This is a genomic window from Aquibium pacificum (genome assembly GCF_040839445.1).
Lineage (GTDB): Bacteria > Pseudomonadota > Alphaproteobacteria > Rhizobiales > Rhizobiaceae > Aquibium > Aquibium pacificus.
Window position 1 is genome coordinate 138,223 of the sequence record NZ_JBDPGJ010000008.1, and the last position, 16,469, is coordinate 154,691.

At 61.9% G+C, this 16,469-nt stretch carries 17 protein-coding genes; 5 read left to right on the forward strand and 12 right to left on the reverse strand.

The genetic code is table 11. From position 1 onward, the window contains the following. Positions 1-58: 58 nt before the first annotated feature. Both ABGN05_RS26830 and ABGN05_RS26835 read left to right on the forward strand, forming a co-directional pair. Complete coding sequence (locus tag ABGN05_RS26830) at positions 59-295, forward strand: DUF1289 domain-containing protein (RefSeq protein ID WP_367957097.1); 237 nt, start codon at positions 59-61, stop codon at positions 293-295. Further along, on the forward strand, positions 295-996 hold the full coding sequence (locus tag ABGN05_RS26835) for a TIGR02281 family clan AA aspartic protease (RefSeq protein ID WP_367957098.1): 702 nt from the start codon (positions 295-297) through the stop codon (positions 994-996). Before ABGN05_RS26830 ends, ABGN05_RS26835 begins: the two co-directional genes overlap by 1 nt. Positions 997-1,026: 30 nt before the next feature. On the opposite strand, the gene ABGN05_RS26840 is transcribed toward ABGN05_RS26835, so the two are convergent. The 3 genes from ABGN05_RS26840 to dusA all read right to left on the reverse strand — a co-directional run bounded on the left by ABGN05_RS26840 (position 1,027) and on the right by dusA (position 5,017). Continuing rightward, positions 1,027-1,845, reverse strand: a complete 819-nt coding sequence (locus ABGN05_RS26840; protein ID WP_367957197.1) for a sulfite exporter TauE/SafE family protein — start codon at positions 1,843-1,845, stop codon at positions 1,027-1,029. Positions 1,846-1,976: 131 nt separating this feature from the next. Then, positions 1,977-3,878 carry a methyl-accepting chemotaxis protein gene (locus tag ABGN05_RS26845; protein WP_367957099.1) on the reverse strand — a complete coding sequence of 634 codons (1,902 nt, stop codon included), beginning with the start codon at positions 3,876-3,878 and terminating at the stop codon, positions 1,977-1,979. Positions 3,879-3,994: 116 nt separating this feature from the next. Next, positions 3,995-5,017, reverse strand: coding sequence for a tRNA dihydrouridine(20/20a) synthase DusA (dusA, locus tag ABGN05_RS26850; RefSeq protein ID WP_367957100.1), 1,023 nt, complete (start codon positions 5,015-5,017; stop codon positions 3,995-3,997). 704 nt (positions 5,018-5,721) lie between these two features. On the opposite strand from dusA, the gene ABGN05_RS26855 reads away from it, so the two are divergent. Further along, positions 5,722-6,474, forward strand: a complete 753-nt coding sequence (locus tag ABGN05_RS26855) for a tyrosine-protein phosphatase (protein ID WP_367957101.1) — start codon at positions 5,722-5,724, stop codon at positions 6,472-6,474. Between the two features lie 35 nt (positions 6,475-6,509). Further along, a complete protein-coding gene (locus ABGN05_RS26860) occupies positions 6,510-7,628 on the forward strand; it encodes a phosphotransferase family protein (protein WP_367957102.1) in 1,119 nt (372 codons plus the stop codon). Positions 7,629-7,638: 10 nt separating this feature from the next. Here the strand turns inward: ABGN05_RS26860 and ABGN05_RS26865 are convergent, their stop codons facing one another. From ABGN05_RS26865 to ABGN05_RS26880, 4 genes are all read right to left on the reverse strand, one after another. Then, a complete protein-coding gene (locus ABGN05_RS26865; RefSeq protein ID WP_367957103.1) occupies positions 7,639-7,998 on the reverse strand; it encodes a nuclear transport factor 2 family protein in 360 nt (119 codons plus the stop codon). Positions 7,999-8,145: 147 nt separating this feature from the next. Further along, positions 8,146-8,952, reverse strand: a complete 807-nt coding sequence (locus ABGN05_RS26870; protein ID WP_367957104.1) for an SDR family NAD(P)-dependent oxidoreductase — start codon at positions 8,950-8,952, stop codon at positions 8,146-8,148. A 326-nt stretch (positions 8,953-9,278) separates the two neighbouring features. Next, a complete protein-coding gene (locus ABGN05_RS26875; protein ID WP_367957105.1) occupies positions 9,279-9,701 on the reverse strand; it encodes a DoxX family protein in 423 nt (140 codons plus the stop codon). Positions 9,702-9,804: 103 nt separating this feature from the next. Further along, positions 9,805-10,941 (reverse strand): DJ-1/PfpI family protein, encoded by a 1,137-nt coding sequence (locus ABGN05_RS26880; protein WP_367957106.1) that lies wholly within the window; start codon positions 10,939-10,941, stop codon positions 9,805-9,807. 122 nt (positions 10,942-11,063) lie between these two features. Here ABGN05_RS26880 and ABGN05_RS26885 point away from each other — a divergent pair, with 122 nt between their 5' ends. Next, a complete protein-coding gene (locus ABGN05_RS26885; RefSeq protein WP_367957107.1) occupies positions 11,064-12,035 on the forward strand; it encodes a GlxA family transcriptional regulator in 972 nt (323 codons plus the stop codon). A gap of 138 nt (positions 12,036-12,173) precedes the next feature. Here the strand turns inward: ABGN05_RS26885 and ABGN05_RS26890 are convergent, their stop codons facing one another. The 5 genes from ABGN05_RS26890 to ABGN05_RS26910 form a co-directional block, all read right to left on the reverse strand. Then, complete coding sequence (locus tag ABGN05_RS26890; RefSeq protein ID WP_367957198.1) at positions 12,174-12,827, reverse strand: glutathione S-transferase family protein; 654 nt, start codon at positions 12,825-12,827, stop codon at positions 12,174-12,176. Positions 12,828-12,925: 98 nt separating this feature from the next. Then, the gene (locus tag ABGN05_RS26895; RefSeq protein ID WP_367957108.1) at positions 12,926-13,417 is read right to left on the reverse strand and encodes a VOC family protein; all 492 of its coding nucleotides are present in this window, start codon (positions 13,415-13,417) and stop codon (positions 12,926-12,928) included. Between the two features lie 189 nt (positions 13,418-13,606). Next, positions 13,607-14,872, reverse strand: coding sequence for an RNA polymerase sigma factor (locus ABGN05_RS26900; protein ID WP_367957109.1), 1,266 nt, complete (start codon positions 14,870-14,872; stop codon positions 13,607-13,609). Continuing rightward, positions 14,856-15,233 carry a YciI family protein gene (locus tag ABGN05_RS26905; protein WP_367957110.1) on the reverse strand — a complete coding sequence of 126 codons (378 nt, stop codon included), beginning with the start codon at positions 15,231-15,233 and terminating at the stop codon, positions 14,856-14,858. Before ABGN05_RS26905 ends, ABGN05_RS26900 begins: the two co-directional genes overlap by 17 nt. Positions 15,234-15,355: 122 nt before the next feature. After that, positions 15,356-16,141 carry a pyrroline-5-carboxylate reductase gene (locus ABGN05_RS26910; protein WP_367957111.1) on the reverse strand — a complete coding sequence of 262 codons (786 nt, stop codon included), beginning with the start codon at positions 16,139-16,141 and terminating at the stop codon, positions 15,356-15,358. Between the last annotated feature and the right edge of the window lie 328 nt (positions 16,142-16,469).

The window sequence follows — 16,469 nt, forward strand, 5'->3', positions numbered from 1 at the left end:
CTCTCCCTTGCAACCGCGCCGTTTCTGCACCATGTGGAAACGTCGAAGAAGGCAGCCCATGGGCATGATCGAAACTCCCTGCATTCTCGTCTGTTCGATGGACGACAAGACCGGATATTGTTTCGGATGCGGTCGCACTCGCGGCGAGATCAGCCGCTGGATCGAGATGAGCTCCCTGGAACGCAGGGAGATCATGGATGTCCTTCCCGGGCGCCTGGAAACGGTGGTGCGCCGTCCCCGGCGCGAGACGCGGCGTGCCCGCATGGCGCGCGAGCGCGACGTGGCGGACGGCTGATGCCCATCTTCTGGATCGCCATGTCGCTCCTGGCGGGCGGGCTCGTCCTGCTGATCGCCACCAACGACGCCGGCAGCGTCTTCGGCATGGAGAGCGGCGCCTTCGCCGGCGTGCTCTATCTCGGCGTGATCGCGCTGGTCATCGGCACGGGCCTCGTCAGCCGCCGCACCTCGATGGGAAGCAACGTGAAGACCATCGCAGCCTGGCTCGTGATCCTGCTCGTGCTCGTCGGCGGCTACCAGTACCGCTACGAACTCCAGGACGTGGCGAGCCGCCTCACCGCCGGCTTCGTCCCGGGCAGCCCGGTTTCGGTCATGTCGGCCGACGGCGAGGCGACCGTCCGGCTCGAAAAACTCTCGGACGGACACTTCGGAGCGCGGGCGGAAGTCGACGGCGTGACGGTCGATTTCCTGGTCGATACCGGCGCCACCACCACCGTGCTGAGCGCCGCCGACGCCGGCCGCGTCGGCATCGACGTCGATGCCCTGAATTTCGCGATCCCGGTTTCCACCGCCAACGGCATCGCCCGCGCGGCGCGGGCAACCGTGGACGAGGTCCGCGTCGGGTCGATCAGCAGGAGCCGCCTGCCCGTGCTCGTCGCCGCGCCCGGCACGCTGTCGCAGAGCCTGCTCGGCATGAACTTCATCGGCTCGCTGTCAGGTTTCGACGTGCGCAGAGACCTGTTGATCCTGCGAGACTGACCCGCATTTCGACGCATGCCCTGCCGGTTTCTACCCGTAGAGACTGATGAAGAACCGCGCCGAGACGAACAGAAGGAAGCTACCGAAGGCGATCTCCAGATGCCGACGCTTCATGGCATGCGCGATGCGCACGCCGAATGGTGTCACCAGGATCGTGATCGGGAATATGAGGCCGACGGCGATCCAGTTGACGTAGCCGGTGGACGCCACCGGCAGGAGCGGGTCGCCCCATCCGGCCCAGACGTAGCCGATGGTTCCGGGAATGGCGATCAGCACGCCGACCCCCGACGACGTAGCGACCGCCTGATGCATCTGCCGGCCGTAGAGCGACATGAAGGTGTTGTTCATGACGCCGCCGCCGATGCCCATCAGCGCCGAGAAGAGCCCGATCAGGAAGCCGATGATCACCCGCCACGGATTGCCCGGAATTGTCCTGCCGAGGCGCCAGCTCTCGCGGTTGAAGGCGAGTCTCAGCCCGACGGCCAGCGCGATGAGGGCGAAGATCAGCCGCAGTCCCTCGCTGGAGATGTAGGCCGCGATCAGCGCCGCGACGATCACGCCGGCCGGTACCGGGACGAGGAAGCTGCGCAGAAGCTCCATGTCGACCGCCCCGCGTGCATGGTGCCCCTGGAACGACCGCAGCGACGTGGGCACGATGAGTGCCAGCGACGAACCGACCGCGACATGCATCCTCACCGCCTCGTCTATGCCGAGCGGCCCCATCGCCTGGTAGAAAACCGGCACGAGCACCGCTCCGCCGCCGATGCCGAATATGCCGGCGAGCAGGCCCGAAACGACGCCCGCCGCGGCCACGCCCGCGGCGAAACTCAGGATCTCCGTCAATGGCATTTCCGTCGGCAGCAAGACGGGTTCTCCCTCGCGCAGGACGCGCTACCGTCGGCAGTCTGGCGCCGCGGTCCGCCTGAAAGCAACACGGCCGGACAAAGCCCGGCCGTTCAGCGGCAGAGGATGAGACCCGGTCAGAACTCCTCCCAACCGTCCGGCTCGGCTGGAACGCTGACCTTCTTTGCCGCATTGCCGTCGGTCGTATAGGACATCTTGACCGCCGCGCGCCCCGGGGAAGAGGATGAGCTCGGAGCCTTTCGGTCTCCGGATATCCTGAACCGCGACAAGAGTTCGTCCAGCGCCTCGGCTTCGCGCGCAAGCTGATGGCTCGCGGCCGTGGTTTCCTCGACCATCGCGGCATTCTGCTGCGTGACCTTGTCCATCTGGTCGACGGCAGTGTTGATCTCGCCGATGCCGGAAGCCTGCTCGCGCGCGGAACTGGCGATGCCGGAGACGATCGCGTTCACCTTCGCGACCTGCTCGGCGATGCTCCCCAGCGCTTTGCCGGTCTCGCCGACGAAATCGACGCCCCTGTTGACCTGCTCGGTCGAGGTCGAGATCAGTCCCTTGATCTCCTTGGCGGCTTCGGCGGATCGCTGCGCCAGCGCCCGGACTTCCTGCGCCACCACCGCGAAGCCGCGCCCCGCATCGCCGGCGCGCGCGGCTTCGACGCCTGCGTTCAGGGCGAGCAGATTTGTCTGGAAGGCGATCTCGTCGATGACGCCGATGATCTGCGCAATTTCGCCGGACGACTTCTCGATGCCGCTCATGGCGTCGATCGCCTGTTTTACGATCTGCCCGCCGCGGTCGACCTCGCCGTTGGCGCTGAGCACCGCGGCGTTCGCCTCCTGCGCTCCGGCCGACGTCTGGTGGACGGTTTCGGTAATCTCGCCCAGCGAGGCGGCCGCCTCTTCCAGCCCGCTCGCCTGCTGCTGCGTGCGCAGCGACAGATCGTCCGCGGCGCGCGAGATCTCGCCCGAACTGTCGCGGATCGCGCCCACCGTGGAGAGGATCGCGCCGAGCGTGTCGGACAGCGTCGAGACTGTCACGTTGAAGTCGCCCCGCAATTTCTCATATGCAGGCGGGAACGGCTGGTCCAGGTTGACGGTGAAGTCACCGCGCGAGAGGCTCGCCAGCCCGTGCGCGATCGAGGATACGACCTGTGTCTGCGCCTGTTCGGATTCGGCACGCAGGGCTTCGCTGCGGGCGCGCTCCACTTCCAATGCCTCGCGCTGGTCCGCCGCTTCCAGTTCGGCCTGCCTTTCGACGACGGCCTGGTGAAACGCCCGCAACGCCTGGTTCATGCGGCCGATCTCGTCGCTGCGCTCGGTGCGCGGCGGTTCGGCCGTCAGGTCGCCCTTGGACAGACGGTCGAGCACGTCGGTTACCTCCTGCAATGGCTTCACCACCTGCCGGCGCGAAACCAGCGCGATGCCTCCGGCAATCAGCAGGCCCATGGCCAGCAGGCCTCCCATGATGCCTTCGGCGACAGATCCGGTGGCGACGGCCGCGTTCGCCTCGGCCGCGGCCACGGTTTCGATCGCCTCGAAGGCTTCGGCCATCGCGACTTCGAGCGCCTCGTACTGTTCCTTGAAGGCGGGGAACATCTCCTGTGCCCCGAAACTGGAGGCTTCCGTCTCGCTTATGATCGCCACGGCCGCTTCCTTGTATGCGCGCAGCGGTTCGGCCACCGAATCGAGCGCCGTGATGATGGCGCGATCGGTCGCGAGCCGCCTTGCGGTCGCGATGTCTTCGGAGAATGCCGTGGAATGCTCTTCGAAATCGGCCCGGATTTCCTTGCTGTCGAAGCCGATGCCGATCGTCGACGATTGCATGGCGGACACGACATCCCCCCGCAGCGCGTCATGCATCATGTCCGCGTGCATGTGGTAGCGCAGGACCTGGGCTGACTGGAGCGAATTCTCGAGCCCGTCGCTCAGGGACGTGGCAATGTAGATGCCGGTGCCGGCGGTCAGGGCACTGATCAGCCCCACAAGGGCGACTCCGCCCGTGATCTTCGTGTTGAGCGACGCCATCTGCCCCCTCGATAAACTGCCACTGAAAGAATTTCCCCGGCGTTTACCTTGCCGGACAAAACTTAACGTTGCGTTTGCCGATGGCGGGGTGCAGCGAATTGCCCCCTGTTTTCAGATCAGGCCGCCTCGGCGGCGGACCCCAAATCCACCGCGGCGAAGGCCCGGTGGAGCACGGACGCGTCCGCGCCAGGCCGCGTCGCCTCCGTCGAGAGGATCTGCCGATAGCGCCGCGCGCCGGGGCGGCCGTGGAACAGGCCGACCATGTGGCGGGTCACGTGTCCAAGGCGCCCGCCGCGCGCTATGTGACGGTCGGCATAGTTCGCCATCCGCTCGATCAGGAGGGCGTAGTCCACTGCAAGGGCCGCTTCGCCGTAGATGGCGCTGTCGACGTCCGCCAGCACGCCGGGCGTATGGTAGGCGGCACGGCCAAGCATCACGCCGTCGACATGCGCCAGATGTCGCTTCGCCTCATCCAGATCCGGTATGCCGCCATTGATGCCGACGAACCTGCCCGGATACCTCTCCTTCAGCCGGTAGACGCGGGAATAATCGAGCGGCGGGACGTCCCGGTTCTCCTTCGGGCTCAGCCCTTCCAGCCACGCCTTGCGCGCATGGACCCAGAGCGCATCCGCGCCATTGTCGAATACGCCGTCGGCCAGCGCGTCGAGTGCTAACTCGATGTCCTGCTCATCCACGCCCAGCCGGCATTTCACCGTGACCGGCACATCGACCGCCGCCTTCATCGCGGCGACGCACCCTGCAACCAGGTCGGGCGTCCTCATGAGGCATGCCCCGAAAGTTCCCGACTGCACGCGGTCGGACGGACAGCCGACGTTCAGGTTGATCTCGTCATAGCCGAGGGCGGCGCCGATCTCTGCCGCCTCGGCCAGCTTCTCCGGGTCGCTGCCGCCGAGTTGCAGCGCCACGGGATGCTCGGCGGGATCGAAACCCAGAAGCCGCTCGCGCTCGCCATGGATCACCGCATCGGCCACTACCATCTCGGTATAGAGCAGCGCGCGGCGCGTGAGCTGGCGGTGCAGGAACCGGCAATGCCGATCCGTCCAGTCCATCATCGGCGCGACGGCGATAATCGGAGCCTTGAAGTATCTAGGTTTTTGTTTGTTTTCAGGGCTTTCCACCTCGACACTCTCCTAAATTCGCCGGCTCGCATACGCCCGTTTTGTCCCAAATCCGCCGATTTCGGCGACATGCCGGTCGTATATCCTGTGTCCGATGCTGCCTCCTACACGACAGGTACCACGCTGCCGATTGACGACGGGCTGACATCAGGTTTCTTCACCGGCAGAAATGACGGCGACTATTCTTCGAAGCGGCCGTTTGAGGCGGGAACCTACACCGAATAGCGCATTTTGTCCCGTATCCGGCTCGAACCGCCGCCGGGTACGCCTCAAGCGGATTGTCGGTCTTGAAGGCATGAATGGATGCCGCGGAAGGGAACTCCTTACTCTTGATTTCTTCCAAGATGTCGCCCGGCTAACGGACTTCGTTCAGCTCGTCCCTCATTCAGGGGACTGATGAAGGGCGGGATGTCTATACGCAGAAAAGACTGGCCGTGTTCCAGGCAGGAACTCAAGGGAAGACAATGCGGGGATTGGAGGGCCGGACTGCGATCGTGACCGGGGCCGGTCAAGGCGTAGGACGCGGCATCACGGAACGCCTGCTCGCCGAAAGAGCAAATGTACTCCCCGTCGACAAGAACCCTGACACCCTGGAGACGCGCGGACGTTCACATTGGGAGCGACAGCCGTCATGACCAAGTCTGGCATGAATAGCTCGCCGCTGAAAGTTACGGACCACTCCAGAAAGGATTGCCGCTAGCAAGATGGCCGACGTCGAGTTTGTCCGCAGTCATCAACTTCCTACCGTTTCCAACCTGCGCGATTTCGGTGGTTACCCAACTTTGAATGGAGAGGTTATGCCCAGGGGGCTCCTCTATCGGTCCGCGCATCTCGGTCGCTTGGATGCCGAAGGCGTCAAGAAGCTCCAATCGCTCGGAATAAGGACGGTGATCGATCTCCGCGGCAAGGATGAGCGCACGAAGGCGCTCCCAGATCTACGAGAGAATGAAGGTCTGGAAATTGTGTCCACGCCTGTGGAGCCGGGAGCTCTGAAGTCAATGACCATGGACGATGGGCGTGAAGTGACCCCTGAACTGATGCGGGAAAACATCATAAACACCTATCGCCGGTTCGGCCGCGAGGCTTCGCTCGGCTTTGGCGCGGCCCTTGAAACAATCCTGATGAGGTCCGACAAGCCGATCTTGATTCACTGCACCGCCGGGAAAGATCGAACGGGCTTTACCGTCGCTATCATTCAGTTGCTGCTGGGCGTGCCGCGGGACAAGGTTTTCGAGGACTACGTTCTCACCAATACGCTGTGGGATCGCGCCTACGAGGGATCCTCTCGATTTCCTCCGGAAGTTATGGCGCCGGGTCTGCTCGCCGACGAGGCTTACCTTCAGGCCGCACTGGATATCATATCGCACGTGCACGGGGGCATCGCACAGTTCGCTGCTGCTGCCACTGGGATCCCGGACTACGCCGAACGCCTGCGCAGCAAGCTGCTCGCTTCGTAGTCGATCGAAACGCCTTATCTCAAGGAACCCCGTAATTGCCTATCTTCACCGGTGACGACGACTCCGCCAGCCTGACGGGCCAGTTGCAGACCTGGCTGCGTCTCAAAGACGGCTATGGCCAGAGTGTTGTCCAGCCGATCGCCCAGGCTACAGATGGGGCCGGCTGGTCCAACGAGACGTATAAGATTTCATTCAGTCGGTCACCTGACGCGCCACAGGAAACATACATCCTGCGCATTCCTCCGAAAGGAGAGTCGCTGCTGCGCGACTACGATGTGAAGCTGCAGTACGATACGATGAAAGCCTTGGAGGGCATTCAAGGCTACCCTGTCGTCAGGGGCAAATGGTTCGAGGGAGACACCTCCCATATCGGCAGGCCATTCTTCCTGATGGAGTATGCAGAGGGCACGTCTGCGGCCGACAAGCCGATCTACTACAACGCCGGCTGGGTGGCCGACGCCACTGATGAACAGCGCGCACATATGTGGACGTCGACGGTCGATACGATTGCCCGCCTCGCCCCGATCGACTGGGAAGCGCGTGGACTGGGATCATACACCTGGCCCGATAGAAACCGCAGTTGCATCGACCAGAACCTCGAACACTGGGAGCAGATCTACGACTGGGGCGCAACATTCTTCCCCGGAACACCGTTGCCAAAGGTCGTCGTCGATCTCAGAGACTGGTTGAGGGCAAACTTGCCCCGGGAAGATGCTGTCGCTTTCAACTGGGGTGACGCGCGGTTCGCCAACATGATCTTCCGCGACTTCGAGCCGGTCGCACTCTTGGATTGGGAACTCGCAATGGTGGGCGATCCGGAGATCGACATCACCTTCTTTCTGTTCGCGGATCGCCATCTCCAGCTTCTCGCCGGAAATGGCGGGCCTCTGCCAGAGCTTAAGGGTTTCCTGACTGAAGCGGACACTCTTGCCCGGTATGAGCGGCTGCGAAATGTGAAAGTGAAGAATGCCAACTTCTATTGGCTATTCAATGCGTATCGAATTTACGGGGTGCGCCAGCGTATCGCCGGGCTGTCTGTCAAGTGGAAGATACTCGACTTGCCTGCGGCTCTCAGACTGCGAGAAGTGCCGACATTGGAAAGCGACGTCCGACGCCGGATGGAGATGAAACCATCCGACATCTGGGAGACGTAGCCGGAGCGAACTAGGCCCAGTTTCCTTCGTCGATCGTGAGCGGGTTCCACACCTCTGCAATCCGCCCGTCGATGACCTTGAAGGTCTCGCTGCCACATGTCTTTTTGCCATCGGCGTAGGCACAGTTCCAGATGACGGTCACATATGTCCCGTCCGAGTGCCGGATCAGAGGCTGGAAGTCCGGCTTGGATTTGGCGTGACGATCTTTGATGCGGGTGAGCTGTTCATCGACGTTCATCGATATGGTCTTGCCTGCGTAGTGGCGTACTACCGGATTGGCGACGAGCTCGCGAATACGTTCGGTCTGGCAGGCATTCCATGCCTCGAAATAATTCTCGATTACCGCTTCGGCTTCCGCTGGCGTAGGCATCTGCTCTTCCTTCGCATGTGTACTCAGATCGCGACGAGGCATGGGATCCGTCGCCGCAAACCGACTATTTCGAAATCAATGATCTGACTGTCCCCGATCACGTGACAGACGCTGCGCACACTCTGCTGCGGCTGCGACATCGCAAGCCTATTTGGCCTTGTCGAAGCCGGGGCGCGGTACCATGGCAAGCAGGGCAGAACTCCAGCCGCCATCGACAATGATCTCCTGTCCTGAAACGTATTGTGAGAGATCGCTCGCAAAGTAGCGTACAGCGGCGGCGATATCGTCCGGCATCCCGATGCGACGCATCGGCACCACGCTCTCCCGCTTCGCCCGGACCTCGCGATTGTCGTAGATCGTCTGAGACATTGGCGTGATCACCATCGCCGGGCTGACGACGTTGCTGCGGATACCCGCCTCCCCCCACTCCAGTGCGATGTGGCGCGACAGCATCATCACGCCGGCCTTGCTCACGCTGTAGGCCCCGCTGTTCGGTTGCGGCATCGAACCCGCAATCGACGAAACATGGACTATACTGCCGCCGCCGCCGGCCATCATCTGGCGCCCAAAGACCTGCGAGCATAAAAAGAAGCCGGTGAGGTTCACCGATATCACGGCATTCCAGTCAGCGAGGCTGAGATCGCTTAGACTGCCATTCTTGACCAGAGCCGCGTTGTTCACCAGCACGTTGCAGCCGCCCAGAGCATCCGCGATCTGTTTGGCGGCAGTCTCGACGCTTTCCGGGTTCGAGATGTCACACTGGAATGCTGATGCGATTCCGCCCGAAGCCCTCAATTCTTCGGCGGCGGCATCGCCGGCGGCTGCGTTGTTGTCGATGATCGCAACCTTCGCACCTACCTCAGCCAGTCGATGCGCGATCGACTTACCGATGCCACCTCCGGCTCCCGAGACGACGCAGACCTTGTTCTCCAGACCGAATGCATCAATGTTCATCGCAACTCTCCAACTTGACGGCGTAACTCCCCGGTCGCGTGCTCACCAAAGCACACGACCGCGATCCGAACATGATGGTCTCAACCGACCCCATCTCGCCTTCTGATCGGCTGGAGGGTGCTGAGATGTCCCCTCCCCTTGGGACTTGCCCGCTGGTCGTTCGGCAGCGGCTGGCGGCACGGTTCTTGCGACGAGTCATGGAGTTTGACCGACATGGGCCCATTGCCGCACTCCGACTGAGGTGGTCCGCCCCCTGAAAAGTGATCCTTTTTGAAGGATGGCTTGGGAGCCTAAGAAGGACATTGAAATGGCGGAGACCAGCCTCCCTAAGCACGCTGCAGTCCCAGCGGGGTCCAGCGCACCCGCCAGCCGAGCGCCAGCTTCTCGCCCGGTCCGTGAACGGCCGCGAACAGAAGGCCGGCGATGAAGGTGAAGTGATCGACGAAGAAGCCGAATTCCATCTGGTTCGCCTCCCAGCGCGACGGCCCGTGAAAAGCAAACGCGAGAAACAGCACGTAGACCGCGGCGAGCGCCGCCGCTTCGGAAAAGAACGCGCCGGTGAACAGCGCCAGTGCAAGGCCGAGTTCGAACAAGGCCGCCACCCAGGCGAAGAAAAGCGGGAACGGGAAACCGATCGAGGCGATGTATTGCGCCGTCGCTTCCATGCCGGCGAACTTGAACGTGGTTGCCATCAGAAATGCACCGCCAAAGATCAGACGGGCGACGAGGATTGCGATTGTCTTTGTCATTTCATTTGGTCCTTTTTCTTTCGCCCTCCGGGGCTTCATGTCCCAAGGACGTACGACCGGGGCGTCTCCCGACAATCGGCAAGGCCTTTTTCGTTCGGACCGCTCACCGGGGATATTCGAGCTGCATGGCGACGACATTGGTGGTGGCCTCGCCGTATCGCGCCGTGATCGAATCGAGCGTCCGGTCGAGCGCCGTAGCCGGTTTCTGGTCGGAGAAGACCAAGACGTGTTTATCCGCCGACCAGTCCGTCTTGGCTACGTCCGGCAAGATATGCACACCGTTGGCCGTGACGACCGCCGAGGTGGAGGGCGCAAGGGTCGTGGCATTCGACCGGTAGGTCCGCGACCACGCGTCGGCCACTAGGGCAAGCGCAGCCTCGTCCATGCCGGGCTCAAGCGCGATACCCCAAGTATCATGGTTCCAGAACGAAGCCCTGTTGGCCAGCACTGTCGTCGCAAAGGGCCGGGTCAGCCTGAACGCGTCGCTCGCATGGCGCATATCCCAGGCCTCAACGCCGATGTCGCGCGCGACCGCCTCCGCCTTTGCACGTCCTGCAATCGCCTCTATGAGCGTCAGCATCATCGGCATGGAGGCAGTGATGCCGGTGGTTGTCACCACGCCCTTGTTGAATACGAAGCGTCGGTCCGAGACATATTCGATGCTCGGGTTGCGTTTCAGCATCTCGCCGAGATAGTACCAGTGCGTGGTCGCGCGGCGATGATCGAGCAGACCAGCCGCGCCAACTACCTTGGCCCCGGCACAGACCCCGATGATCCGCGCGCCCTTGCGGGACTGGTCCTGCAGCCAGGCCATTATCGCCGGATCGTCGTCGCGGCTCATCGCCGGAACGATGACGTAGTCGGCCCCTTCGGGATATTCAGCATCGAAGGCGGCGATAGTGGCATCCGGCTCCACCCGGAGCGCCGGATAGAGCTGCACCGGCCCCTCCTCTGTCGCGAGCAACACCACATCGGCGATATCGGCACGACGAAGGATGCCCGTCGGCAAGAGATAATCGGTTGTTTCGGTAGCGTCGTTGATCCCGACAACGGCGATCACCGGACGTCCTTCTCCTTCATGGCGGAGAGCGGCCAGCATAGCATCCGTCTCAGCTTGCGGCACCGCGGGCGCGGAGGCGGCGGCGGTTGCCGAAGGCAGGCTGAAGATCCAGCCCGCAAAGCCCGCAAGACCGAGCAGAACCACCGCAATACCTCCAAGTACGATGACACGCTTCGACATGGCTGTTTCACCCGGAAAGTTACTGGATGGGTCGCGGAATCGTCTGCGCTCCCTTCATCTTTTTCAGAATCTACCAGCCGCCGCCCATGGCAGAAATGTCAAATAGGTGCTACTTTCTGCCAATGCACCATGTCGTATTCATCGTCTATCCGGGGTTCGAACTGCTCGATGTGTCGGGACCGGCCTCGGTCTTCAACAGCGCCAATCGCGTGCTCGACCAACAGGGGAAGTCCGTATTCTACGCGGTCACGCTGGTCTCTGCCGAAGGCGGCATCATCGAAAGCAGCAGCGGCATCACCGTTGATACGCGGACAATTTCGGATCTGAAGCCGGGAGAAGCACACACGGTCCTGGTTGCCGGAGCAGAACGGGAGCCGCTCCTGGCCGCCGTCGCAGAGCCGACCCTGCGCGCAGCCCTTCCCCGACTTGCCGCCGGTGCCGTCCGCTTCGGCTCGGTCTGCTCGGGCGGTTTCCTGCTCGCCGCGCTCGGCCTGCTCGACGGTCATCGCATCGCCACCCATTGGGACTCCTGCAAACCGCTTTCCGAGAGGTTCCCGGGCGTCACGGTCGATCCGGACGCGCTCTATGTCGTTGATGGCCGGATCTGGACTTCCGCCGGAGTCACCACCGGTATCGACATGGCGTTGGCCATGATTGCGAGTGATCTCGATGCTTCCGTCGCCGGCGAGGTCGCCAAGCGACTGATCCTCTATGCGCGACGGCCGGGTTACCAGTCACAGTTCAGCCCGGTCCTGCAGGCACAGGTCAAGGGAGACAGCCCCTTCGCCGATCTGATCGGGTGGATCCTGGCAAACCTCGACGCAACGCTGGACGTCCCCGCTCTGGCCGAGCGCGCCGGGTTGAGCGAACGTACCTTCCACCGCAAGTTCGTGTCGGCAACGGGCCAGACGCCGGCCAGGTTCGTCGAGACCGCCCGGCTCGACGCGGCACGCTTGTTGCTGTCGCGCGGCCTCTCACTCAAGTCTGTTGCCTCGCAGGTCGGCCTATTTCCAACCGCACGTCTCTCGGAGGCCTTCGAACGCCGTTTCGGCGTTGCGCCAAGGCTGTTCCGGGAGATGCATCCCGAGCTTTGACCGGAGGCTCCCGTGACGGCAGCGTCGGATGGTGGACTAACGCGACTTGCAACATCGTCAGTGCAGGAGCCTTCGTCACAGACTTGACTGAACTCGACATTCACCAGCCGCCACCCTTTGCGGCAGAAGTGGCTATTGTCAGTTCGGTGCCCTGTCGGCGAAAACCGCCAATTGCGCCGCAAATGCGCGCTGGTATGCGGGCCTTGCCTCGCCGCGCGCAACATAGGTCGCAAGGTTCGGGAATTCGTCCAGCATTGGCGACGAGTATCGCAATCTCAGAAGCACCGAGATCATCAGTAGATCGCCGGCGCTGAATGCCCCGTCAAGCCAGTCAGCATCGCCCAAGCGGGCGGAAAGCTGGCTGAGGCGGGTACGGATGCGATCATCCATGATCGGCAGGCGATGTTTGTGCCAAGGATTATCGCGCTCCATGTATGAGGCGGCTTCGCGCTCGACGATTGGCGGCTCCACCGTATTGAGCGCAGCAAACATCCATGTGATCGCGCGCGCTCTGGCATTGGAATCCGCGGGCAACAGACCTGCATGATTCTCAGCGATATGCAGTATGATCGACCCGGTCTCGAACAGCGCCAGATTGCCCTCCTCATAGGTCGGGATCTGACCGAACGGATGCAGCACCAGATGTGCCGGCTCCTTCATCTCTTTGAATGAGACGAGACGCACATCATAGGGCTGACCAACTTCCTCGAATGCCCAACGGACGCGCGTATCGCGCGCCAAACCTGCGCCACGATCCGGAGAGCTCTCAAATGCGGTGATGGCGGCGGGCATCGGCCAACTGCCTTTTCGGACGCGGTCATGGTACTCGCTCTCGGAGAGGATGGTGCGCCAGAAGCGGGTCGTGGAACGATGGCGACCCGCTGCTGGATTCAAGCTGGATCCGCATTGTTGGCCGCAGCTTCCAGCGCCGCGATGTCGATCTTCTTCATCGTCATCATTACGTCGAAAGCGCGCTTGGCCTTGGCGCTTTCCGATCCCGTGGTCAGTTCGAGCAGCAGCTTTGGTGTGATCTGCCACGAGTGACCCCAGCGGTCCTTGCACCAGCCGCACATGCTTTCTGCACCGCCATTTCCGACGATCGCATTCCAATAACGATCGGTTTCTTCCTGGCTTTCCGTGATCACCATGAAGGAAACCGACTCGTTCGGCGTAAAGACCGGCCCGCCGTTCAGGCCAACGAACTTGCGACCAAGAACGGTGAATTCCACCGTCAGTTCATCGCCTTTCTTGCCACCCGGATAGTCGGACCCAGCCGTGTTCACCCGCTGGACATAGCTGTCCGGAAAGGTCGCGGCATAGAACTCGGCCGCCTTCTTCGCTTCGCCGTGGTCGTACCACAGGCAGTTCACAAGGTCGGTCATCTTCTTCCTCCTTGGTTTCCGGAAACAGATGCTTGCACGACCTCGGTCGAACCAGCCCTTGGGTGTTTGTACCTGCCAGCAAATGTGGCGGAAATGACAATATTATGGTCTTTTCCGCCAGACGCGCTGGCTGACCTACCTGATGAATTGACGCTTCAAGCCACATTCCTTCGCTCACTCCTCCCGAATTCATGAAGCGCCGTTTGCACAATCAGCATTCAGTTGATCGAGGTGCTGGCGGATATGCATGGCCTCGGCCGGCGTGTTGGCGAGCGCGATCGCGCGGCCGAAGGCATCGCGCGCCTCGCCGTTACGGCCCAATTGTTCCAGCAGGTTGCCGCGCACGCCGTGGAAGTAGAAGTACCCATCCAGCGGCTCTGCGAGCGGCGCGATCATCTCCAGCGCCGCTTCCGCACCCTGAAGCTTCCAGATCGCAACCGACCGATTGAGCGTGATCACCGGCGATGGAGCATGACGTTCGAGCGCCTGATAAAGCTCGTCAATCCCCGCCCAATCGGTTTCCTCGGGCCGTTCGGCACGTGCGTGTAGTGCGGCTATCGCCGCCTGGATCTGATAAGGCCCGGGCTGGCGGTGCCGCATGGCTTTGTCGATCATCGCCAGCGCTTCGGCGATCTGTCTGTGGTTCCACAGCGTTCGGTCCTGGTCGTCAAGCAGGATCGGGGCACCCGTTTCGTCGAAACGCGCCTTCTGGCGGGAATGCTGAAGCAGCATCAGCGCCAGCAATCCCATCATTTCCGGTTCGGCCGGAAACAGCCGCAGCATCAAACGAGCCAGGCGGGTCGCCTCGTCGCAGAGCTTCGCCCGCTCGCTTGTCGGATTGGCGTCGGTATAGCCCTCGTTGAAGATGAGATAAATCATCGCGGCAACCACCGCGAAACGTTCCGCCCGTTCGATCGGTCCAGGCGTCTCGAAGGGTATGTCAGTCTTTGCGATGCGTGCCTTTGCGCGGGTGATCCGCTGTTCCATTGCCCGGTCGGCGACGAGGAAGGCCGCCGCGATACGGGAGACCGGCAGCCCCGAGACGATCCTGAGCGCCAGCGCGATCTGTTGCGTGGCCGGCAGTTCCGGCTGGCAACAGACGAAGAGAAGCCGGAGGATATCGTCGCGATAGTCGGCCGCATCCAGCCGCTCCGCCATGTCAGGCTCGGTGTCCTCCCGGTCTGAGATCAACTCTTCGTCCGGCAGTTCCGTCAATCTCGCGTGCCGGCGCTTGTGGTCGATGGCGACATTGCGCCCGACCATGATTAGCCAGCTTGCCGCATCGCGCGGCGGGCCGTTCTTCGGCCACGACTTCAAAGCCCTCAGACAAGCCTCTTGAAAGGCCTCCTCGGCGAGGTCGAGATCGCGGAAATAGCGCAACAGCGCCGCGACAGCCTGCGGCCGCGCACCGACCAAGCGCGCCTCGATCCAGTCCGATTCAGGGGGTTGGGGCATCTTCTATTGCCTCTCCATTCGGGTAGTAGAGCGCGATAGGCCGCAACTCGTAGGCACCGCCGGGGTTTGCCTCAGCCATCTCGCGCGCGATCTGAACAGCCACCTCGTAGCTGTCCACGTTGACGACGTAGAAGCCGAGCAACTGCTCTTTCGTCTCCGCGAACGGACCGTCCGTTACGATATTTTCGGACTTGCGCAAGGTGGTCGCCGCAGTTGTCGGCATCAGCCGGACGATGGGCTCGAAATTTTTCGCCCATTTGCGATTGACCGCCTTGAGGCGTTCAATCACCTCGGCGTCTTCCTCTACGGTCCAGGAAGAGGTGATTTCCTCATTGTGATAGCAAAGGATCGTGTAGCGCATTTTGGGGTTTTCCGTTTCTAAGGACGATTTTGCGGCGCTCCTCCCGACAACGACTGCATTTTTTTGTCGTGGCGCATCGGCGAACGGGATTCTCGGCATGCCATTCGTGCATGCCGATGCGGTCACACATCGACGTTCCATGGCCCCGACACCCGCCGGTACACGTTGTCCAAGCTCCTAGCGAACATCTTGAATACGTCCTGGCTTTCCAACTCGCTGAGAACCTGCTCATTTATTCCCCCAATTGTCGCATACTCCTTCGCCAAATCCATGAACGCCGACGCGGGGGCGGCCTCCGGGGCATGGGCGAGCGCCTTGAAAAGAGTGGCAATATACTCACGCGCTGTGTCGCTCGAGACGTCATGGCTTTCTAGCCAGTCATCGATCGTGTCGAGGTATCTGAAGTACGTGGCATAGGTCGCGGTAACGACGCTAAGGGCATTAAATTCATGCTCGCTTTCCACCTCGATTGCCTTGCCTAGCTTGCCGAAAAAGGCAGCTATGTCGGGGTCGGGCGGAAAGATGATGGTTGCACCCAGCTTGTGCGCGATCATCGGCATGGGAAGGGCCTTGGTCACCCTTTCCGCAGGCGCCACCAGAGACGCGATCTCCTCCCGTGAAATCGTCGCGATAAGACTGACGACGTGGTGGTCGTTTTGGAACCGCAGAACCTGGAGCACCTCTCGCGCGACCTGTGGCCTGACCGCGAGCATCACCGTTTCGGAGCCATCAAGCACCGCCTGATTGTCCGATGCGACCTGCACGTCGGCATAACGCGCAGCAAGTTCCGCGGAAATCTCTGCGTTGCGAGGCGAAAGAAGGACGCGCCGGGCATCGTTTCCAGAAGACTTAAGCCCTGTAATCACTGCAGCAGTAAGCGCTCCGGTTCCGACAATTCCCAGCGTCATCTCGTATCCTCAATTGTCGTTCTCATGATGCGTTCGCCTCCGGTGTCGCGCCAACCGCCTCCTTGATCGCAATCTACTTCACACCATCACCGCACCGCCTGCGACGTCGAGAACGATGCCCCCTACCCAGGACGAACGGCTGGGACCAGATAGACCGGCGCGAAACCGTCATAGGTTGTGCGACCCAGCAGAACGATATCTGCTTCCCACAGCTCCTGGTGCATGATTTCGTCACCTTCCGGGCCATTGCTGAACAGACCCGTCCAGGTACCGAGGCCTGAACTCTCAATTCCGACGGGGTCCTGAACAACTCCATCGAGCGAGATCT